Genomic DNA, 22,860 nt, shown 5'->3' with positions numbered 1-22,860 from the left:
CAAAAAAAGCGCTCAGATGAGCGCTTTTTCAGGCAATAGATTATTAGACTTTTTTGTCTGACGAGAAATACTTACGACGCATTAAGTCATGTATTACCAGCTCTTGCTCGCGACCATATGCTTTAAACATGCGATTATTATGCATGTGCAGTAATGAGCCCAATAACGAGTCTTTAGTACAATTAAGCTGCTGCGCTGCGATCTGCTGATTTAACTTTTCAACCACAGGTGCCGCATTGTGTTGCCACTGCTCTAATATAGTTAATATTGCCGTTTGTATCTCATCACAGTGCTGTGCTTGCTCAGGGACCAATTTCACGAGATCATCATCAAGCTTTTCTTGATATTCACGATAACGATTACCGAGCTGTTTACGCAGTATGCTGGTCTCATTAAACTCGCGACCAAAGCCTTCTCGCAGCTGACTTACCAAAGCAAAACGTGCATCGTCGGTATACTCAAAGAGCGTGAATAATCGATGTGTACACGCCACGGCAACACGCCAACGGACATCCTCACCGTACTCGTCAATTAAACCACATGTTTGCGCAATCAAACGGCTATCAAACATAAAGAGTGACTCAACTAAACTCATCGACTCAGGGCCGCCGTACCGTTCAACTTCACGCTCATACGTCATCAGTTCAACTTTATGCAACTCACCTGACTCAATTTTTGGGTCTAACAGCGCATTCAAACGCGGCAATAGTTGACCACACAATTGTTGCGGATCACCATAAAAACGTAAGCGAATATGCCAATCTGGATCACCATAGCGAATAAAGAACCACTTATCGTATAGCTCACCACTTTGCTCAATCAAGGGGAATAACTCTTCCGTTAAGAGTTGCTCCACCAGCGAATTACCCGAGTAGATTTTTAAGCTTAACCACTCAGATCCTGCACTAAAACGTCGCTTAATCGGCGCAGCCGTGATATTGGCGTAAGGATCGTCTGAGAAATGTGTATGCACAGGTGCATGCTCGTTAAAAAATGGCACAATCACTTCATTACTGTAGTGACGCCCTTCACTGTCCACCACACGAGAACGATAATGACTGGTCAGTACTTCCTTTAATTCAATATCCGTTTGCCCTTTAGTCTCACTCAACAAAATAGCAAACATATCTGGGTTGCGGATATCCAGTTGTAATACATTATCCGACATGGCAAAGCTGACTTGTGCATCCAGCTGGTACTTCTGCATTAACGCGTCTAATTGTGCGCGGTTAAACTGGCCTTTTTTATTGATCGCTTCCAGTTCACTGCGCTCAATACGCCACGTTTTTTCACTTAAGATCAGATTGTCTAACATCACTCGCGGCACAAATGCGGCACGTTGAGTACTGGCAGGCATGCTGAAATGCGGCGCACGACCCTCTTGGTTTTGTAACATACATAAAAATTTGTATGCACTGAGACTGCGTGCGGAGTAATTGTGTGCACTCGATAAACGCGGTACCACTTGCTTATTCAAGCGCTTACTCCACAGCTTCACCTTTTGCCCTTCAACCCAAACATGTAGATCATTGAGTGGAATTTGATACTCATCCTCAAGTGCACTGTCCGCCATAAATACGATCTCATACTGCCTCAAGTGCGGTCGCGCGATCACGTTGCCCGGACGCCCTTCTGGCATATGCACAACTTCCGCAAAAATGACATCTTCATTGTGCGCCTGCTCTTGCTCTAAATGCTGGATCACCGATGCTTTTAGTTCGGTGTCGAGGTGACAAAAACGGCCTAACAAATTGGCGGCAGAGGGGCCATAACATCCATTGAATTTATAAACAGGATTGCCTCTATCATCTTGATATAAGCTCAACATGCTCGCAAACGAGTAAGGGAATTTGCTCACAGCATCTTGATTACTAATTTTTCCTTTTAGTTCTTTACTCTTTAAGACAACACAGCTTTTATCACGATTTTCAGGCAAACTTAAAGCCCGCTCTACCAGGTTATCAATTATGCTAAGCTCAGGGGCTGTGCCAGGGTTAGTGCTACTGCGCGCTAAATTTAACCCTGCAACCAAAGGCGCTTCATATCCGGTTTCTGTCGAAATGCCAATCCCAGATTCATCATCTAATATGACATCAAGCGGTACAAATTGACCTTCAAAGCGGCTGTTAAACTGGGTCATAAATTGGCTCAAACCCGATCCTGAGTTCGAAATGGAAAGCCCTGCGATGACCTCGAGCTGCTTCTGGACACGCTTGATCTCCATTTCAGAGATTTGGCACTGCTCAAACGCACGATAGATATCACTTTGGAACAGTTTGTTTTCTTGCGCTTTCACCGGCAAGCTTTCAAGGTGAGACAATAACTGTTTGTAAGGGGTGATTTCACCACTGCGTGCCGTGTCCAGTTGTTCTATTTGCGCCAACGCGGTTGCTAATTTATCTGCGGCATCAAGCTCTTTGATCCCTTCAATCGATTTGAGCAACGCAAGATCAGGGGAGTCTCCGGTCAGTGGTAAAGGAATATCCGCTAACAAGACCCCTTCATCAATCAAATCTTGTATGTAATTTTCGACTTCTTCTTTATCCGCTTCATCATACTGTGCGCAAAACCCCGCAACTAAGTCATTAAAGCTTAAACCCGGTTTAGCGAGCGCCAAAGCGAACTTAAAGTACTCGTCACTTTCTACTGCACTCAAACGATACTGCATCGCGTCATCTGAAAGGTAAGTCTCGATATAACGACATTGCTCAGCAATAAAATAATGTGATGAATTTGGTTTATAGGTCAGATGCTCAGAGCGCGAAGCATGTTTAATAAAATGCTCTTTCAGTGCAGATAAATAGAACATATCGAGGCGAGTTTTGCGTGTATCTTTTACATGCGCTGCCGGCGTTAATACCGTTTGAGCTTCAATCTGACCTTGATGGATACCCGAAAATAAGCCAAATGGCGTCGGACGAGAACACATGCGCACCATGTATTTAATCAACGCATGGGCAACCTTTTTACCCTGCTTAGACTCAGGCTTGGTACGCCACTGCTCAATACGCTCTAAAAGCGAAGGGCTAGCAAGATAAATCGCTTCTTCAACCCCTGGAGTCGCCAACCATGCACTCAGCAACGTATTTGTATCTTGCTCCTCATCACCAAATGCAGCCAGCTGCTCAAGCGCCAAACGCGGTGTACGAATAACAAAGAACTTATCGTTTTTTAATTGTTTGCTAGACATTTCTGTACTCCTAAGCCATCAACAAGCAGTCAGTCCAACTCACGTCATCATTCAACAAGCTGATCAGTCCACAACCAACCCCTGCATACCCCATTAAGAAACCAAAATCTTGCTCGTGCGTTTTACTCATCCCATTGTAGGAATGCAGCGCAGCCAAACCTCGCTCGCGATAAGCTGTTAAGCTGTAATCAACCCAATATTTAGCGGCTTCAGCCAGTTTGGGGTCGGGGATCACTTTATTTACGATTTGAAATATCAACGCTAAACCAACGAAGCCATGACATAAACCAGCATCATTGATATAACCACTTTTGTCATCTCGTTTGGCGGCATGAATCGCGATTTCACGTGCTCGCTCAACATAACTTGGTCTATCTAATGCGTGACCCGCTCGAGCTAAAGTCAGCGCTATTGTGATGTCACCATAACACCAACCCAAACGTGAGGTTGGCTCACTCTCTTCTACACACGTGCCAAAGCAAGAATGAGTATGCTCATGCCCGGATTGATGTGCTAACAACCAGTCACATGCTCCCAACACTAACTTAGCAACGCGTTCTTTTAAGGAAGGAATGGTCAGTGCGGGTAATAATGCGGCGATGATCCCTGGGACGCCATGTGCAAGACCCAGATTAAACTCTGCTTTTTCTCGGTCATCAGTATCAAAACGATAAACAGACTCTTTTGGCTGTGACCAAGCAATATGGCCGTTATCAAAATACGTCGCGGTGCTCTCTAGCCCTTTAACAATGACAGCGTACAGCTTAGATTGATCTGAAAACTGGCTGCGCCTTGCCGCGTAAGGTGCGTAGCCTGACAACCCGAGTACCATTTCGATTTCACCTGGCCACGGGTCGTAATCTAATGCTTGTACAAATAACTCGTCGACATCTTCAAGCAGTTCAGGATCATACTCTTCCCTATCCGCCTGATTGAAAAACTCCAACACCCAAGCTTGGCCCGCTAAGCCTGAACTTAATTCAAAACTTTGCTCGGACAGTTGCTCTTGTAATAATTCTAGTTTCTCTGAAAACAGGGCCTCATCAACAGTACTTGAGTCCATCTGATGGGCTTTAAACAAAAATAACAGCTGGCCTGCAAGTCCACTCAGTAAGCCGTTTTTTAACTCGTTGTTTGTTTGCAGGTGACTGCTTACTTCTTGTGCAAGCACGGAGATGATGCTACTAATCTCCTGGCGCTGATTATCTGTGATCAATAGTTGCTCTGACATTGTCTTCCTTAATCATAAAGCTTTATTTTTTTTATTGTCTCAATAAAAACTATCTTAATTCATGTGCGAGCTCAATAGGGCTGCCCCCACTTACTATCATCTAGCCACATATATTGTCTCTATATATGTTTCCTACTCTGTGCGACAATTACCAACTCACAAGCGATGGGATTGCCATTTCGTCCATTACTCACTCTCTTGAGCTAACTCTTCTGCGTGTACTTTCTGCAAGCGGATCTCTCTATCTGCTGAGGCAATGGTTTCTTTACGATGAGCAATGATCACTCGGGTCATGTCTAAACGGCTCACCGCTTCGTTGATATCAGACTCTAAAGTGGTATCTAGGTGGCTCGTTGCTTCATCCATAAATAAGATCTTAGGTTGCTTATACAGCGCACGTGCAAGGATAATACGCTGTTTTTGACCCCCTGATAGCGAGGAGCCCATATCCCCTATTAAGCTGTCGTAACCCATTGGCATTTGGCTAATATCATCATGTATGGCAGCCAGTTGCGCGCAATACACAACACGCTCCATATCTATGGGCGTATCAAAAAATGCGATGTTATCTGCGACTGAGCCAGACAATAACTCATCATCTTGCATCACTGCCGCGATTTGCTGACGATATTGACGGGCACCGATCTGCTCAATCGGCACATCATCAATCAACACCTCTCCACTTTTAGCTTGGTTTAACCCCAACATAATTTTAAGAAGTGTTGATTTACCACAACCAGAGGGCCCGGTAATCGCCACTGACTCACCCGGTGAGATGGACAAATTTAAGTTATGTAATACATCAGGTGTCGCATCCGAGTATGAAAAGCAAATATTTTTTAGTTCAACTTTGCCTTCAACTGAATGCTTTTTAAGTTGCTCAGGTTGCAGTGTTTCTTTTTCTGTTAATGCGATATCTGCGATACGATCGAAATGCAAACCAACCATCTTAAATTCAATCAGTTTTTCTATTAGGTTTGCGGTCTTATCCATAAACTGACGCTTGTACGACATAAACGCAAAGAGCATGCCCGTACTAAATCCTCCGTCCAGCACCAAGTGCGCAGCCAAATAAACGACTAGGATATTTTCAATGCCAAATAAAGCACGGTTGATGGCATCATACCCAATTTGGAAATTACCCAGACGAATACTTTGATTGATGGCATTGGCGTAACGGTTTTGCCACTGCCCTTCACGCTTCACCTCCGAGCCAAATAACTTAATTGTCTGAATGCCGCGTACCGTCTCCATAAAGTTAGAGTTTTCTTCTGCGCGGGCCATGATCTCTTGTTCACTGATATTCCTAAATGGCTTGTACATAGCAATACGAACCAAGGCATAGGCAATCACCGCGGTCAGTACCACCACAGATAAGGTTGGACTATAAAAGAATATCATCGCCAAAGTGATGATAGCCATCAACCCATCGATAATGGCCTCTATGACTCCAGTGGTTAAGATCTGCTTGACCTGTTGTAAAGAACCAAACCGAGACACCACATCGCCCATGTGACGTTTTTCAAAGTAAGAAATAGGTAGTCGGACTAGATGATGAAATAGATTCGCCCCTAGCTGAATATTCATTTGATTGCCAAAGTGCAACAACGTAAACCCACGCAGTGCATTGGTGGCAATTTCAAATACTAAAACAAGGAAAAAACCGGTGGCCAATACCGTTAAGAGATTCGTATCCCCCGTCAACACCACGTCGTCGATGACTAACTGGATGTAATAGGGCGCAGCAAGCGTGAACACTTGTAACAATATCGACAAGAGAAATATCAACAACAAAGAGCGTTTGAGGCCCGTGATCCGACTCCAGAAATCAGCGAATCTTAAACTGGGCTTTTTCTCTTTCTTTTCGAAACTCTTTGTGGGGGTCAGCTCTAGCGCTACGCCAGTAAAGTGCTTAGACGCCTCTTCAATCGTAAAGGTTTTTTCGCCGTAGGCTGGGTCATGGATCACGATGCGCTTTTCATTGGCTTTTTTAAGCACCACAAAGTGGTTCATATCCCAGTGTAAAATACACGGCGTTTGCAATGCATCAAGATCTTCCAACTCTATTCTTAGCGGCCTCGAGCTCAACTCTAACTGCTCAGCGAAATGCATGATATCGAGCAGTGTCGCACCTTCAATCGAAATACTGAATTTTTGCCTCAGTGTCGTCAAATCACTGTGGTACCCATGGTATGCAGCGACCATAGCCAAGCTGGCCAACCCGCATTCAGCCGCTTCTGATTGCAAAATAACCGGTAATGAATTCCTTGACCAAAACTGTAATTTTTGTACCGGTGAGTTATCTTCCTGGTGCATATAAAGCCTTTTTATTATCGTTATTGCAGCTACAGCTGTCCTTTAATACTAAATACGGGATCAAACAACCAACGTAGTAATGATCGCTCCTCGATAATGATATCTGCATCCAACATCATCCCTGCTCGCAACGGCGTCGATTTACCATACGCCTGAATATGCTGCTCAGACAAAGACACAATGACTCGGTAAGCAGGTTCACTGATCATGCCAGGAATAATTGCCTCCTCAGGTAAGATCAAAGAACTGCTGATCTGCTTTATTTCACCACCATAAATACCAAACTTTTCGTATGGAAAAGCGTGGTAGCGCAATTTTGCCTCTTGCCCAGACTCAATGAAACCAAACGCCGATGTCGGGACATAAATGACAGCCTGCATCTGACTATTTTCTGGGATCACACTCAGTAACCGCTCTCCGGTCACCACGTTTTTACCGACTTTGGCCAATAGACCGGTCACCACCCCTGCTTTTGGCGCTCTCAGCTCCCCTAATCGCTGCTGCTCGACCGACGACAATTGCATTTTCATGTCAGCACGTTGTGAATTCAATTGATTGATACGCTCCGCATGTTGCAAAGGTAACTTTTCCAGCTGGGTCTCATATTGGGCGATTTGCGATTGCAAACTGAGTTTTTCAGCGCGCATCGATGAGGACTGTTGTTGTAGTGACAGTAAGGTGTCTTTTTGTCGCTGTAGCTCTAATTCTGAAATATACCCAGTCCCTTTCAAGGTACTGATTTGGCTGACCATTTGTTCATTTAACTCAAGTCGTTTAGTGAAGGTTTTCGACTGGTTATTCAATTCAATCAAGCGTTTTTGTGCCGTCGCTTTTTGTTGTTCCAACTCAGTTAGATCAAGTTGGTTTTGTTGCTCCTGCTGCGCAATTAAACGCTCAAGGTTTTGTAATTGAAATGCATATTGATTGAGTAAAGCCTGATTCAACTCAAGTGCTTGTGTACTGTGTTTGGCAGATGCTATACGTAAAATAGCTTGATTTGCTTGAACGAGCTGCCCTTCCTCTACGAGTACTTCCGCTATGACACCTTCTTGTGACGCCACCATGCTCAATACCCCGGTATTAGGCTCGAGTACACCTGTAACACGCTCTTTTCGCGCATAACTGCCTAAGGTAAGGTAAATGATACTGATGATCACTACAGATAAGATCAAGAAGGTAAGTGTTTTAAACACTGGCGGCTGAACTAAACTCACAGCGCCTTCTAATCGGTGTCGCTTATTCTCAAGTACTTCTTTGCGAAAGAGATTTTCCATAATAACTTGTACACTCGAATGAATTGTTTTTATTGTTAAATTTTATTTAACCTCAAAGCTAATGTATCACTTTAGTCTAAAGAAAGGAATCAGGGACAAAAAAGGGAAACGTGTTTCCCTTTTTTATTGAAAAGTTACGATTTTTTCACCGGTCTTTGCCAGCCTGCAATATTACGTTGCTTACCTCTGGCAACCGCCAGCTGCTCGTCTTGTACTGTGCTGGTGATCACAGAGCCTGCAGCAATTGTCGCTTGTGCGCCAATTTTCACAGGCGCAACCAATGAAGAATTAGAGCCAATGAATGCACCATCTCCAATGATAGTTTGCGATTTATTTACCCCGTCATAGTTACAAGTAATGGTGCCTGCACCAATATTTACTTTTTCACCCACTTGGGTGTCACCTAGGTACGTGAAGTGATTGGCTTTTGATCCGGAACCAAGGCGCGATTTTTTCATCTCAACAAAATTACCAACATGAGCATTTTCTTCCATCACAGCGCCTGGACGCAATCGTGCAAAAGGCCCTAAAGTGCACTTCGCTTTTACTTCAGCTTCTTCAATAATTGAATTGGCCTTAATGACAACGCCATCCCCAATGGTACAGTCTTTTAACACACAGTTGGGACCGATATGTACATCATTGCCTATAGTGACTTTGCCTTCGAAAATAACATTGATATCAATTTCAACATCTTGTCCCGTTGTCACTTCACCACGCACGTCAATTCTTGCAGGATCAGCGAGACTCGCGCCGTTGAGCATTAGTTCTGTTGCTTCACGTTCTTGATAGGCACGCTCTAACGCAGCCAGTTGCACACGATTATTTGCCCCTTCCACTTCCATTTCATCGTCAGGTTGCGCTGATGTGATTTCAATGCCCTCTTGGTGCGCCATCGCAACAATATCCGTCAGATAATACTCACCCTGTGCATTGTTATTTGAAAGCTGACCCAGCCACTTTTTCAAAAGCTCGCCGTTAGCGGCCATTATGCCGGTGTTGATTTCTTGAATTTTAAGCTGCTCAGCTGATGCATCTTTTTGCTCAACTATCCCGACTAATTTGCCATTTTCTCGCACCATACGGCCATAGCCAGTCGGGTTATCTAATGTTACGGTTAACACTGCTAAGCCTTTAGCAGGCGTTACAGCAAGTAACTTCTCTAATGTTGACTGCTTGGTTAATGGTACATCCCCATACAAAATTAATACTGTATCGTCATCACTTATATGCTGCTTTGCAACTGCGACCGCATGACCAGTACCTAACTGTTCTTCCTGTAACACCCAGTTCACGTCATTATGAGACAAACAAACTTTTAATTGCTCACCACCGTGCCCATATACTAAGTTGGTCGACTTTGCCCCTAACGCTTTCGAGTTATCTATTACGTGCTGAACCATAGGTTTTCCAGCAATAGGGTGTAACACTTTAGGTAATTTTGAACGCATGCGAGTACCTTTACCCGCAGCAAGAATGACAGTATTCAATGACATCTGTGATGGATCCTTTTTTAAAACTTACGATTTCTGCCCCCTATCTCTTACTTTAAGGTTGTCACTCCATGTGCCCAACCAAACTCAACCGCAGGTTTAAATATTGCGCAGAAATAATTGACGATATTTTAACTCGATTTATCCAAATTGATAGTCATAAAGATGTTTTTACGTCTCAGAATATGTATAAAAATACCTGCATATATTGCCTACTTTTTGACTTGGTTATTCCCTTCGCGCCTAAAGCGTTCCTTTTACACCGCACTTATCACTTTTTCTAATTGTAAACCTGTAACATTTAACGGCTTTTTTCTAAACAAAAACCAGTTAGTATGTCGCTATCGAAAATAAAAAAATGAGCCCAAAGTGCGGACCTACTCTGACGCATATACACCGTGATCAAGTATGCAATCGCTTTAAAATAGGGACTCATTAATTTGTCGCCCCAATGGTAGACAACAGACCCGAGTGTCCTAACAGGCTTTGCAAGGAAGCAGAGCCTATTTCTTCCGATTAATTTACGTGGCTTTTATAGCACAAAGGAGAGGATGCACAGATGCCTTACACTCAGCCTGTTTTAACTCAAAGTACACTCACAAACACACGACCCTATGATCAGCTGAATAAGTAAACCCACACAGCATTGTGTGTCACACATCAAAAAGCCTCATCCAACAACTTAAGCGATATTCTCAGTGTCAAATGAGGCGGAAATAACCAATGGCAACTCTATGTTCTTTAAATCAGGTTATTTCTAATACACCTTGCAATCGCTTGCTGCCGATTCGCACTCTGCGTTTTAGTAATACAGTTAGTGAGATGAAAATTCACGGTCCGCTCACTGATCCCTAGAATTTGGCTTATCTCCCATGATGTTTTGCCCTCTGAAACCCAAAACATACAATCTCGTTCTCTTTTAGTAATACTGAGCTTTTCCTTCCTGCATCTCAAAGCTGCACTCAATAAGTACGGCGACAAAATAGTCCAATACCAATCAATAAGCTCAGCACTGATATGTATGGATTTAATATTTGGCATACTGAATACTAACGCCCCCACAATGCCTTTGATCCCACGCAGTGGCAAAATATATAAATGCGCATTCAAGTTCGTCACACCTGTTAGCTTGGCAAGTGCACTCACTCTAATCCCTGACTTTGCATGTGACATGACTTTTTCACACTCAAAATGATGCGCCAACTCTTCTTCGTACAGGCCATAAATTTGAGTTTGTTGAGCCTTATTCGGCATAGGCCCATAATCGATGAATGACAGGCATTCATACCCTGTGTTTTGCGCGATTTTTTTTAGTGCATCCCTTAGTTGCTCAGGCTGCTTTACAGTATCAAATAAATCAATAGATTTTCTGATGGATTCACCATCAATAAATGGATTGTAGCTATCTTGATCAGTAGGCTTCATTTTTTCCCTCACATTCAAGGCATCGGATGCCACTTAGAAGTTATGAGTCCTAATTTATCGAGGACCACCTTTCTAGTCAAAACACAAAAAATAAAAATAAAACAATATAAAACAATAGTTTAAACCTAATTATTCGCTTTAAAATTAACTATGTATTGTTTAATAATAAGCAAATAAATATTCACAGCATGCGTTTTTGGGAAAATTAACGTTGCCAGATACAAGTTGTTTTATCGCCATTGACACTCGATGCATTAAAACGCAAGTACGATGTTGTTTATCAATAAAAACCCACTCGTGTTTATCACTTTTTTGTACAGAAAAGCGAAGTTATGCGCAACGGAAACCCTAATAAATGTGCACAGATAACAACACACTTTATAGGGCATAGCCTAAACTTGGTGCATGTTAGACCTGCAATATTTAACTCGACCGAATCCATATTATCTTTAAGTATCTGGTGAGTTGAACAAGGGGAGCTTGGTGACTAAACCGCATTTTGAACGTACATATTTCGTTTTTGGAAAAGCGACTTAAAGCGAGTCTTGAACAGATAAACGAGCGTCTATGTGACGTTTATATGTCCAGCAAGATACAACGCTAGATATGCTAAACGGATCAATATATTTAAACGTAAAAGGATTAAAGAAATACAGACAAAAAGTAGATAAAGAAAAGCGTAAAACGCACACAGCCGGAATACTTACACGATACCTTTAGTGTATTGGGGATTCTCTGTCTATTCCGTTCGAATTATTTAATCGGGTACACACGCGTGCTTGTCAGTGAATAATTGTAGATGATTGGGTTCAGAGAGTTTTTCAAGTTCACTGAAATGAATTTGACTCAGCTCAACAGAAATCAGTAATTTATCCTTCAGCACACTATCCACGTTGAACTTCACAGGTTTTGACTGCATACAGAGCCAGAGAGATCCTGATAGCGCACTTAAATCATAGCTTTTATCTAAGTTATAATTACCAAGAACATAATTTGAAGACACCTTAAGCAAGAGATCCCCCACAGCAACAGGTGACTCAGTATTCACTCTTTTATTAATAAACTCGATGTACCCTTTCGTATTGGCCATGAACACTTTGTCTGACACATCCATCGCAGAGGGCTCAAGCTTAACCAAAGGATCTCCTTTTTCTACCACCTTGCCAACCTTAACATCTTTAAAGGCTGTGGCGATCCCAGACTCTCGTGTGAAGTAGTATTCGATGGCAGGTTCTTGCAGATATAGTTGACCAATCAAGGGGGGGTGAATGGTTGATAATGCTAAGGACAAAGTTAATAAGCTGTTCATGTTTTTCCGTAAAAATTCTTATCAATCATCAATTTAAATTAAATTTATTCCTAAATTTATAACTGCTAATTGTAATTGTAAGCGAAGCAAGTGATAAGCGATTGAATAGCACACCACTTGCTTGCACGCTTTTAATGCGTTTATCTTCAACTCACATAGATACCGCTACGTACTTGGATTTACATCCATAATGCACGCTTGCCCTGTACACGCGTTTTTGTGATGACGCATTGGGTATAGTGGTAGGGTTTAAATGCCTGTCACTATGAGAGATGCAATAACCGTCATTTGCTGCGTTTCAGACTTTCCAGTGACCGTGTTTGTACCTCCACCGATTTGTTTGTCCTGCCCCGAGTAACGCTTCATTCGATAGTTTTTTCAGCTTCTTAGCTTTTAATACCAACATACTCGCTTATTCCTTGACTGATATTGTTATTATGTCTTGTTGTTTTTCTTTTATTGGACAGAAATTCTCGAGGTTGTCGTGCATTTCGAGGTTGTCGTGCATTTCGAGGTTGTCGTGCATTTCGAACTCACGGATCCAGTCACTGTATTTGTGTTCGTACTAAGCCCGCCACCAATTTGCTGTGTTTGTCGTGGCATAAGCGTTGCTTCATTGGTGAGTTGTTTGAGCTTTTTAGTTTTTAATACCAACATACTTTCTTATTCCTTAATTATTATTATGTCTTGTTGTTTTTCTTTTATCGGACAGAAATTCTCGAGGTTGTCGTGCATTTCGAGGTTGTCGTGGCTGTCGAAGTAGCGGCTCCAGTCACTGTATTTGTGTTAGTACTGAGCCCACCACCGATTTGCTGAGTTTGTCGTGGCATAAGCGTTGCTTCATTGGTGAGTTGTTTGAGCTTTTTAGTTTTTAATACCAACATACTTTCTTATTCCTAAATTATTATTGTTATTGTTGTTGTTATTGTTTTTATTATTCTTTAGTAGCCTGTGCCTGGTAAAATAATCGTACCAGTCACTGTATTTGTGCCAGCACTCGACTTAGCGCCACCACCGATTTGCTGTGTTTGTTGTTGCCCAAGTTTTGCTTCGTCTGATAGTTTTTTTAGCTTTTTTGTTTTAAGAGTAAGTAACATTATGTCGCTCCTATGACTAATCATTTTATGTGTATCAAGCTGTGCATCACTGTGTGCAGTTGATGTTTCTAAGATAAACAAGCCTACCGGGTTATGGTAGTTATCAAATCTTATATAACCTCCAATAATATTTTTTTAAATTACTGTTTTTTATGGATATAAATTTAATTTTTTAAAACGTTCGGAATCATAATATTTTATCAAGTGGTTATTCGACTACTTACGCCTGCATATTAAGCAATCACTCAAAATAAAGTCTTATTTACAACTCACAGTGATGCAAAAACATATGCCTTGTGACAAATTAGACTTAAGCTATCAAGCTTGATACAGGCGCCAAATTAGTAATCATTGCTGAATATTAAGGCAGGAGTATCTGCCTTAATCAAGTGATAGGATTTAATAATCAATAAAGTCGACAGTATTTACTGTGCAGTTAACGACGGGTCCACGTATGAGACTTTCAATAACTGATTCTCCACCATTTCAATCACATCGATGATTAAACGTTCAGAGTCTGAGCTGCGGATTTGATCGATGACAAATTGAGATTCATTGACAGTATAAATAGGCTCGATAGTCCCTGCTGCTGATAAGTCAATCTTATATATACTCTTGCCATCGGAGTGATAAATATGTTCATTGGATACTGCAACTGAATGTCGGTAAATAGCTGCGGGAAGGTCCAGTTGATATGAGATATTTCCTGTACGTAGATCAAACACCGATAAGGTATCATTTGATGATAGGGTAACGAGCTTATCATCACTCATCCGATCTAACCATAATGCACTTTGAGTTGGTAACTCTCGTACCTTATTATCTAATCTGGATAATACATAGGCCTTGCTGTTGATTTTCGTTTCATCCACAACCGTATAGCCAATCTCATTTTCATCAAGATATTCTGCAGATACGATTGTACCATTGACCGACTTTGATTGTTTTAGCGTCAAGTTGCTTAGCGTATAAGTTTCTATTTTGTGCGTATAATGAACAAGCAATTCATCTGCGTTATCGTTGTATCTAATCGACTTAAAATCAGCATCTGGTAAACCTAACACCTCAACTTGACCATCATTGCGCTTCAAGTTGAGCCTGCTCAACGCACCTACTCGAGTCAAGAACAAGTATCCATTTGATACTTTTATGGCATTTTTGTCTTCACGTGGCGTTTTAACCAAGGGCACAAACGCTTTGCTATTCAGATCTAATGTATATACGTCCAACTGGAACGGGTAGCTGGTCATTAACAGATCACCTGAGCTAAGCGTTTCATATTCTGCATACGGCTGCTCGGTCACCAGCTTTTGTAAATTCACCAATCTATTTTCTCTTAATGAAAAACGGTAAACAATATTCTTATTATTATCGAACCAGGTGACAGAGTCAGTCTCATTGTCATAATTGAGTGCCCAAATACGCGACCGAGTTTCATACAGCTTTATTTGATCTCCCCCATCAGGGTCGGTCATATACAATTCATTGGTATTATACTGGCGCCGCTCAAACAAAATAATTTCTTTTTCAGGCACATAAGCTAAGAATCGATCACCATAGGAGTTTAAATTTGGAGATGTGATTTGAAACTCTTCGCCAGAAATGAGGTCTCGATTGGTAAGCGCAGAGAGTTCATCACGGCTGCGATAGCCTTTTTTGGCGTAAACAAGGCGATTCTGATTGATCCCCCCACCCGTCATACCGTTACTGCTATTACATTCAAAAAGAAATTGGTTGCCCGAATTAAAATCCGCACTCAATTGCCAAACTTGGCATTTATTTCCATCTTCAATACTGTAATAAATCGTGTTTGAATCGGCAGACCAACCTAACGGATAATAATTAGCTCCAGGCTCTCCTAATCTGCGCTCATGTCCATTTTGTAAGTTTTTTACAACTAATGCAAAGTGCTTCATCCCCTCTTGCACAAAAGAGTATGCAACCATAGCATCATTAGGTGATAGGTTAAGTAACGTATAACGACCTTGTACCCAAGACAACACGCTTTCTTTGATTGGTCGCTCTTGTGCGACCAAAGTTGTCGGGCTGGTGCTTTGTTTAGATAAACTGAAGTACTTAACACTTGCTCCTGCAATAAAGGCCGCGCTGATCGCCAAAGACGACACCATAAACCAATTGAACCTAAGTTTGCGCTCAGGGCTTGCTTTAGCCTGCTCAAGCTCATTGTGTTCAATAGAAAGTGACTGTTTAGGTTTTCTGTCAGGATTGGGCTCTGATGGCGTGCGTGGCAGTTCATCAGCGTGATAGATTATCGTTGGCTCAAGGAAAAAGCTATATCCCTTTCGATAATGTGTTTTTACCACAATCCCTCGCTGCTTGTCTGATTTTAGAATTTTCCTCAGCTCAGACATTGCACGATTTATCGCATTATCATCTACATAGTTTTGGTTCCATACATCATCAACCAAATCTTGCCGTGTGATGATTTGCTCATTATTAATAATCAGGTAACACAACAAACGAAATAATAGCGGTTCCAACTCTCGAGTTACTTCACCGTCGCAAATGTTCTGACGTTTAGGATCAAGTACCCACTCGCCAAACTTTACTTCCTTTACTTGCCTTGAAAATCTCACTTCATTCATGATGACTATTGCGCGAACAGGATCTCTACAAATCACTATTTTACTTAAAGCAATTTTTTACTCAAGCAAATATGTTAACCGTTGTAATGCATCACTCGTATTTATGCAACAAAGTATGTAGGTGATGTCACAACGACATTAATAGTAATTACGTATGAATATTACTTAACTCAACACCACTTACAACAAGTGTAAATTAAGGACGTATTTCAGCTACAAACATAACATAGAAGGGCTAAAAAAAAACAGAGGTAACATGTTCAAAAGTACGGACTTTAAAGTAACATAAAATGAATCGCTGCATGAGGCGCATAAAAAAACCCACATGCTTTTCAGCATGTGGGTTTCAAACCAGATAGGTGGCTGCTTATTTACGCAGCTGGCGAAGTAGTCGTAGCTGAGCAAGTGCTTCTTCAAGCTGCATAGCGGCACGCTGGTAATCCAGCTCGCTTGCAGTACCTGAAGCTAGCTGTGCTTCAGCTTCACGTTTAGCTTCTTCAGCAGCCTGCTCGTCAAGTTCTTCACCACGAATAGCAACGTCCGCTAGAACAGTTACTGTCTTAGGTTGAACTTCAAGCGTACCGCCTGCAACGTAGATGAACTCTTCAGCACCATCTTCTTTAACCAAACGTACCATACCAGGCTTTAGGCCAGTCAGGAGTGGCGCGTGGCCAGGGTGAATACCAAGTTCACCTTCACTACCTGTCACTTGAATTGTAGCCACAGCACCAGAGAATAAATTCTGCTCTGCACTTACTACATCAAGGTGTACTGTCATTGCCATAACAACCTCCTAAATTACATGTTTTTAGCTTTATCAACTGCTTCGTCGATTGAGCCAACCATGTAGAATGCCTGCTCAGGCATGTCATCGTAATCACCGTTTAGGATGCCCTTAAAGCCAGAGATTGTGTCTTTAAGAGATACGTATTTACCAGGTGCACCTGTGAATACCTCAGCAACGAAGAACGGCTGAGATAGGAAACGCTGGATCTTACGTGCACGAGATACAACTTGCTTATCTTCGTCAGATAGCTCGTCCATACCTAGGATCGCGATGATGTCTTTCAGCTCTTTATAACGCTGAAGTACAGTCTGAACGCCACGTGCTGTCTCATAGTGCTCGTTACCGATTACTTGAGGGTCAAGCTGACGTGAAGTTGAATCTAGTGGGTCTACCGCAGGGTAGATACCTAGAGACGCGATATCACGTGAAAGTACAACTGTTGCATCTAAGTGCGCGAACGTTGTAGCTGGTGACGGGTCAGTCAAGTCATCCGCAGGTACGTATACCGCTTGGATTGAAGTGATTGAACCAGTCTTAGTCGATGCGATACGCTCCTGTAGTACACCCATCTCTTCTGCAAGAGTTGGCTGGTAACCTACCGCTGAAGGCATACGACCTAGTAGTGCTGATACCTCAGTACCTGCAAGTGTATAACGGTAGATGTTATCTACAAAGAAAAGTACGTCACGACCTTCGTCACGGAACTTCTCAGCCATCGTTAGACCCGTTAGTGCAACACGTAGACGGTTACCCGGTGGCTCGTTCATCTGACCGTATACTAGCGATACTTTGTCTAGTACGTTTGAGTCGTTCATCTCATGATAGAAGTCATTACCCTCACGTGTACGCTCACCAACACCTGCGAATACTGAGTAACCGCTGTGCTCGATTGCGATGTTACGGATAAGTTCCATCATGTTTACGGTTTTACCAACACCGGCACCACCGAATAGACCAACTTTACCACCTTTAGCGAACGGACATACAAGGTCGATTACCTTGATACCTGTTTCTAGTAGCTCAACTGAACTTGATTGATCTTCGTATGAAGGCGCAGCACGGTGAATTGACATACGCTCTTCTTCACCAATTGGACCTGCTTCATCAATAGGCTGACCTAATACGTCCATGATACGACCTAAGGTCTTTGTACCAACTGGAACCTTGATTGGCTCGCCTGTGCCTTCTACTGAGATACCACGACGTAGACCGTCTGTAGTACCAAGTGCGATACCACGTACCACACCGCCACCTAACTGCTGTTGCACTTCTAGTGTCAAACCAGCTAGGTCGCCTTCTGTAACTTTTAGTGCGTCATATACGGCTGGCACGTTGTCTTGTGGGAACTCGATGTCCACAACGGCGCCGATAATTTGGACGACCTTACCTAAACTCATGTCTATTCCTCTCGTTAAACTTTGCCGAAGCGTTATACAGCAGCCGAACCGCCAACAATCTCACTGATTTCTTGTGTGATTGCAGCCTGACGTGCTTTGTTGTAAACAAGTTGCAGCTCATCCATTAGGTCGCCTGCGTTATCAGTTGCGGCTTTCATCGCAACCATACGGGCAGCCTGTTCAGATGCAGCATTTTCTACTACACCCTGGTACACCTGTGACTCAATGAAACGTACCAGTAGCGTCTCTAGGATCGCTTCTGGGCTTGGCTCATATAAGTAATCCCAAGCGTGGGCTGATACTTCTTCTTCAGCTTTTGGCAAAGGTAATAACTGTTCGATCGTTGGCTCTTGCTTCATTGTGTTCACGAATTTGTTGTACACAACGAACAAGCGGTCAATTTTGCCTTCAGTGAATGCATCTAACATTACTTTTACTGGACCTACTACGTCCTGTACTGAAGGAGCATCTCCAAGACCCGCTTTTTTAGCGAGTAACTCACCGCCAAAACGTTGGAAGAAACCAGCTGCCTTGCTACCTAAAGTAGCAAATTCGGCATCAACGCCTTTTTCCTTCCACGCTTTAACGTCTAGTGTAATTTTCTTAAACTCATTTGAGTTTAAGCCACCACACAGACCACGGTCAGTTGAGATAACAATGTAACCAACTCGCTTCACATCGCGTTCCTCTAGGAACGGATGGTTGAAGTCAAGATTTGCTTGAGCAATACGACCGATCACTTTGCGTAAGTTCTCAGCGTATGGACGGCTTGATGCCACACGGTCTTGCGCCTTCTTCATTTTAGAAGCGGCAACCATTTCCATCGCGCTGGTGATCTTCTGAGTATTCTTAATACTCCCGATCTTGCTTTTTATCTCTTTTCCGCTGGCCATGACTCTCTCTCCGAATCAGTGGTGACCGAAGTCACCATGAATAACTAAATTACCAAGTTTGCGTCGACTTGAACTTCTCTAGAAGTTCTTTAAGTTGCGCTTCAATCTCAGCATTGTAGTTACCAGTTTCGTTGATTTGAGTCATCAGCGCTGCGTATGTGCTGTTTGCGAAACCAATTAGGCCTTCTTCGAAATCACCAATCTTGTTGATTTCGATGTCTTGTAGGAAGCCTTTCTCAGCAGCAAATAGAGACAGAGACATTTCAGCAACAGACATAGGTGCATATTGCTTCTGCTTCATTAGCTCTGTTACACGCTCACCGTGCTCAAGCTGTGCACGCGTTGCATCGTCAAGGTCAGAAGCGAACTGAGAGAACGCCGCTAGTTCACGGTATTGAGCTAGCGCTAGACGGATACCACCACCTAGTTTCTTAACGATTTTAGTTTGCGCTGCACCACCTACACGAGATACCGAGATACCAGCGTTAACAGCTGGACGGATACCTGCGTTGAATAAGTCAGTTTCTAGGAAGATCTGACCATCGGTGATTGAGATAACGTTAGTAGGTACGAATGCAGAAACGTCACCACCTTGAGTTTCAATGATTGGCAATGCCGTCAATGAACCTGTTTTACCTTTCACTTCACCGTTAGTGAACTTCTCAACGTAATCAGCGTTTACACGTGATGCACGCTCTAGAAGACGTGAGTGAAGGTAGAATACGTCACCTGGGTATGCTTCACGGCCTGGTGGACGCTTAAGTAGTAGTGAGATCTGACGGTAAGCAACAGCTTGCTTAGAAAGATCATCATATACGATTAGTGCGTCTTCACCGCGGTCACGGAAGTATTCACCCATAGTACAACCAGCAAATGGCGCTAGGTATTGTAGCGCTGCTGATTCAGAAGCAGATGCAACAACAACGATAGTGTTTTCAAGTGCACCGTGCTCTTCTAATTTACGTACTACGTTTGCGATAGTAGATGCTTTTTGACCAACCGCTACGTACACACACTTAACACCTGTGTCTTTTTGGTTGATGATTGCATCGATTGCAAGTGCAGTTTTACCAGTCTGACGGTCACCGATAACTAGCTCACGCTGACCACGACCAACTGGGATCATCGCATCGATAGACTTATAACCAGTTTGTACTGGCTCGTCTACTGATTGACGCTCGATTACACCTGGTGCAATTTTTTCAACTGGCTCGAAACCATCGTTGTCTAGTGCACCTTTACCATCGATTGGTGCACCTAGTGTGTTAACAACACGACCTAGTAGACCACGGCCTACTGGTACTTCAAGGATACGACCTGTAGATTGTACTTTTACGCCTTCTTTAAGGTCTGCGTAAGGACCCATTACTACTGCACCTACTGAGTCGCGCTCAAGGTTTAGTGCGATAGCATAACGGTTGCCAGGAAGCTCGATCATCTCACCTTGCATACAGTCAGCTAGACCGTGGATGCGGATGATACCGTCAGTAACAGATACGATAGTACCTTCGTTACGTGCTTCACTTACAACTTCAAACTGCTCAATACGCTGCTTGATCAGTGCAGAAATTTCTGTGGAATTAAGTTGCATGCTCTTTTTCCCAATTACGATTGTAGCGACACTGCTAAGCGGTCTAATTTACCGCGTACGCTACCGTCAATTACGGTATCGCCAGCCTTAATAACCAAACCGCTTACTACGGTTTCATCGATGCTACAATTCAGCTTAACTTTGCGTGCGAAACGTTTTTCTAACGCAGCGCCCAATTTATCTTGCTGCTCTTGAGCAAGTTCAGTTGCAGAAACCACACTTACGTCGATCTCTTTGTCATACTCCGCTTTAAATTCAGCGAATAAGTCAGCAACTGCAGGGACTGCAGATAAACGCTCATTTTCGGCCATCAGCTTGATAAGATTTTGACCTTGCTCGTCGAGTTGTTCAGCACATAGCTTGATGATGATTTCAGACTGCTCTGCTTGAGTAGCAAGGCTACCTAGTAGTGTCTGAACCTGTTCATCGCTGGTCACTTGACCGGCGAAGAACAGCATTTCATTCCAAGCTTCAACTGTGCCTTTTTCAACAGCAAGTTCAAAAGCCGCTTTAGCGTATGGGCGAGCGATAGTAGTCAATTCAGACATGCTCATACCCTCCTAATTAAAGCTCAGCAACTAGCTTATCAACGATATCGCTATGTGCGTCTTGATTGATTTCACGCTCTAAAATCTTCTCAGCGCCAACTACGGCAAGAGTTGCTACTTGAGTACGTAGCTCTTCTTTTACGCGGTTACGCTCTGTTTCGATATCAGAGTGTCCTTGAGCAATAATCTTCTCACGCTCTTGTTGACCACGAGTTGTCTCTTCGTCAACGATAAGCGCAGCACGCTTTTTAGCTTGCTCAATGATTTCAGCCGCTTGAGTCTTCGCTTCTTTAAGCTGCTCAGCAGCTTGTTCACGCGCTTGCTCAAGATCTTTTTCAGCTTTATCAGAGGCAGCTAAACCATCTTCAATTTTCTTCTGGCGAGCTTCAATTGCACCATTTAGTGGTGGCCATACGTACTTCATACAGAAGATTACGAATGCCGTAAATGCAATTAATTCACCTATTAGAGTGGCGTTTAAGTTCACGACCGCTCCTCCTTACTTGACAGTTGTTCGATTCAGCTATTGTCTTAAAAATTAAAGCGCGAACAACATGTACATAGCGATACCAACACCGATCATCGCTACCGCATCGATTAGACCAGCTAGGATGAACATTTTAACTTGTAGTGAAGGCGCAAGCTCAGGCTGACGAGCACATGCTTCTAGGAATTTACCACCCATGTTACCGAAGCCGATAGCAGTACCGATTGCACCGAAGCCGATAAGTAAAGCAACAGCGATAAGCTTAAGACCTAATACTAGTTCCATTTTTTTCTCCAAAGTTTCATTTGTAAATTAAAGTTAAAGTTAAAAAATCTTTTAAAAATTATATTCTTAGTGGCTATCTTTAGCACTTGCCATGCTCAGGTATACGATCGTCAGCATCATAAATACGAATGCCTGTAGAACGATAACTAAGATGTGGAAAGTCGCCCAGATAAAGTGCAGCGGTAACTGCATCAAGCCGATTGCACCGATCAAGATGAAGATCATCTCACCCGCGTACAAGTTACCGAACAAACGTAGTGCCAGCGAGAAAGGCTTAGCAAACAACGCAATAGTTTCAAGTAACAAGTTACAAGGGATAAGGAAAACCATACCAAGCTTGTTTTTAGTGCTGAACGGGTGAAGCGTTAGCTCAGCAATAAAACCACCGATGCCTTTGATTTTAATTGAATAACCGATCATCAGAAGGAATACGCCGATTGCTAATGCAGCCGTCATATTTAAGTCAGTTGTCGGTACAATTTTCATGTATACATCGTGTGAGTCCATACCAAATGCAGTTTCGCCAACAAAGCCAGCAAATGCAGGTAGGAAATCAACAGGAATCAAGTCCATTAAGTTCATTAAGAACACCCAAACAAAGATTGTTAGGGCCAGTGGAGCAATTAACTTGCTGTTACCGTGATAAGTATCGCGTACGTTGTCGCCAACGAACTCAACAATCATCTCAATAAAGCACTGAAATTTGCCAGGTACACCAGTAGTGGATTTTTTAGCGGCGCTTCGGAAGATCCATAAAAAAACCAGACCTAAACCGATTGACCATGCGAGGGTATCTACGTGCCATGTCCAGAATCCACTATCCGCACATGCTTTATTGAAGGCAAGACCGGCATCGGTCGAGCACATCTTGGCATTGGTCAAGTGGTGCTGAATATGGCTTGATAGAGTAACTTCTTCTGCAGCCATGTTT

At 42.8% G+C, this 22,860-nt stretch carries 18 protein-coding genes; all 18 read right to left on the bottom strand.

Annotated features, from left to right (window positions below):
* Nucleotides 1–43: 43 nt before the first annotated feature.
* Complete coding sequence (locus JF50_RS20080; protein ID WP_039611166.1) at nt 44–3,190, bottom strand: lantibiotic dehydratase; 3,147 nt, start codon at nt 3,188–3,190, stop codon at nt 44–46.
* Nucleotides 3,191–3,200: 10 nt separating this feature from the next.
* Complete coding sequence (locus JF50_RS20075) at nt 3,201–4,421, bottom strand: lanthionine synthetase C family protein (protein WP_039611165.1); 1,221 nt, start codon at nt 4,419–4,421, stop codon at nt 3,201–3,203.
* Nucleotides 4,422–4,607: 186 nt separating this feature from the next.
* The gene (locus JF50_RS20070) at nt 4,608–6,737 is read right to left on the bottom strand and encodes a peptidase domain-containing ABC transporter (protein WP_039611164.1); all 2,130 of its coding nucleotides are present in this window, start codon (nt 6,735–6,737) and stop codon (nt 4,608–4,610) included.
* Between the two features lie 29 nt (nt 6,738–6,766).
* The gene (locus tag JF50_RS20065) at nt 6,767–8,011 is read right to left on the bottom strand and encodes an HlyD family efflux transporter periplasmic adaptor subunit (RefSeq protein ID WP_039611163.1); all 1,245 of its coding nucleotides are present in this window, start codon (nt 8,009–8,011) and stop codon (nt 6,767–6,769) included.
* A gap of 134 nt (nt 8,012–8,145) precedes the next feature.
* Complete coding sequence (gene glmU / locus JF50_RS20060; RefSeq protein WP_039611162.1) at nt 8,146–9,507, bottom strand: bifunctional UDP-N-acetylglucosamine diphosphorylase/glucosamine-1-phosphate N-acetyltransferase GlmU; 1,362 nt, start codon at nt 9,505–9,507, stop codon at nt 8,146–8,148.
* Nucleotides 9,508–10,245: 738 nt separating this feature from the next.
* Complete coding sequence (locus tag JF50_RS26385) at nt 10,246–10,929, bottom strand: helix-turn-helix transcriptional regulator (RefSeq protein ID WP_052262569.1); 684 nt, start codon at nt 10,927–10,929, stop codon at nt 10,246–10,248.
* 757 nt (nt 10,930–11,686) lie between these two features.
* Complete coding sequence (locus tag JF50_RS20050; protein ID WP_039611161.1) at nt 11,687–12,238, bottom strand: hypothetical protein; 552 nt, start codon at nt 12,236–12,238, stop codon at nt 11,687–11,689.
* A gap of 701 nt (nt 12,239–12,939) precedes the next feature.
* Nucleotides 12,940–13,122 (bottom strand): hypothetical protein, encoded by a 183-nt coding sequence (locus JF50_RS20045; RefSeq protein WP_039611160.1) that lies wholly within the window; start codon nt 13,120–13,122, stop codon nt 12,940–12,942.
* A gap of 57 nt (nt 13,123–13,179) precedes the next feature.
* Nucleotides 13,180–13,335 carry a hypothetical protein gene (locus JF50_RS27255; RefSeq protein WP_160290500.1) on the bottom strand — a complete coding sequence of 52 codons (156 nt, stop codon included), beginning with the start codon at nt 13,333–13,335 and terminating at the stop codon, nt 13,180–13,182.
* 425 nt (nt 13,336–13,760) lie between these two features.
* On the bottom strand, nt 13,761–15,941 hold the full coding sequence (locus tag JF50_RS20040; RefSeq protein ID WP_039611159.1) for a winged helix-turn-helix domain-containing protein: 2,181 nt from the start codon (nt 15,939–15,941) through the stop codon (nt 13,761–13,763).
* Nucleotides 15,942–16,308: 367 nt separating this feature from the next.
* Nucleotides 16,309–16,725, bottom strand: coding sequence for a F0F1 ATP synthase subunit epsilon (locus tag JF50_RS20035; RefSeq protein ID WP_039611158.1), 417 nt, complete (start codon nt 16,723–16,725; stop codon nt 16,309–16,311).
* A gap of 14 nt (nt 16,726–16,739) precedes the next feature.
* Nucleotides 16,740–18,125, bottom strand: coding sequence for a F0F1 ATP synthase subunit beta (gene atpD / locus JF50_RS20030; RefSeq protein ID WP_023400934.1), 1,386 nt, complete (start codon nt 18,123–18,125; stop codon nt 16,740–16,742).
* Between the two features lie 32 nt (nt 18,126–18,157).
* Entirely contained in the window at nt 18,158–19,018 is an 861-nt protein-coding gene (gene atpG, locus JF50_RS20025; RefSeq protein ID WP_039611157.1) for a F0F1 ATP synthase subunit gamma, read from the bottom strand.
* 49 nt (nt 19,019–19,067) lie between these two features.
* The gene (gene atpA / locus JF50_RS20020; RefSeq protein ID WP_023400936.1) at nt 19,068–20,609 is read right to left on the bottom strand and encodes a F0F1 ATP synthase subunit alpha; all 1,542 of its coding nucleotides are present in this window, start codon (nt 20,607–20,609) and stop codon (nt 19,068–19,070) included.
* Nucleotides 20,610–20,623: 14 nt separating this feature from the next.
* On the bottom strand, nt 20,624–21,157 hold the full coding sequence (atpH, locus tag JF50_RS20015; protein WP_039611156.1) for a F0F1 ATP synthase subunit delta: 534 nt from the start codon (nt 21,155–21,157) through the stop codon (nt 20,624–20,626).
* A gap of 16 nt (nt 21,158–21,173) precedes the next feature.
* Entirely contained in the window at nt 21,174–21,644 is a 471-nt protein-coding gene (gene atpF, locus JF50_RS20010) for a F0F1 ATP synthase subunit B (RefSeq protein WP_039611155.1), read from the bottom strand.
* 51 nt (nt 21,645–21,695) lie between these two features.
* Nucleotides 21,696–21,929 carry a F0F1 ATP synthase subunit C gene (gene atpE, locus JF50_RS20005; protein WP_023400939.1) on the bottom strand — a complete coding sequence of 78 codons (234 nt, stop codon included), beginning with the start codon at nt 21,927–21,929 and terminating at the stop codon, nt 21,696–21,698.
* Between the two features lie 66 nt (nt 21,930–21,995).
* Nucleotides 21,996–22,856 carry a F0F1 ATP synthase subunit A gene (atpB, locus tag JF50_RS20000; protein ID WP_039611154.1) on the bottom strand — a complete coding sequence of 287 codons (861 nt, stop codon included), beginning with the start codon at nt 22,854–22,856 and terminating at the stop codon, nt 21,996–21,998.
* Between the last annotated feature and the right edge of the window lie 4 nt (nt 22,857–22,860).

The organism is Pseudoalteromonas luteoviolacea (assembly GCF_000814765.1).
Taxonomy (GTDB): domain Bacteria; phylum Pseudomonadota; class Gammaproteobacteria; order Enterobacterales; family Alteromonadaceae; genus Pseudoalteromonas; species Pseudoalteromonas luteoviolacea_H.
The sequence above is the reverse complement of the archived record's forward strand: the minus strand, read 5'-3'. Positions and strand labels throughout refer to the sequence as shown.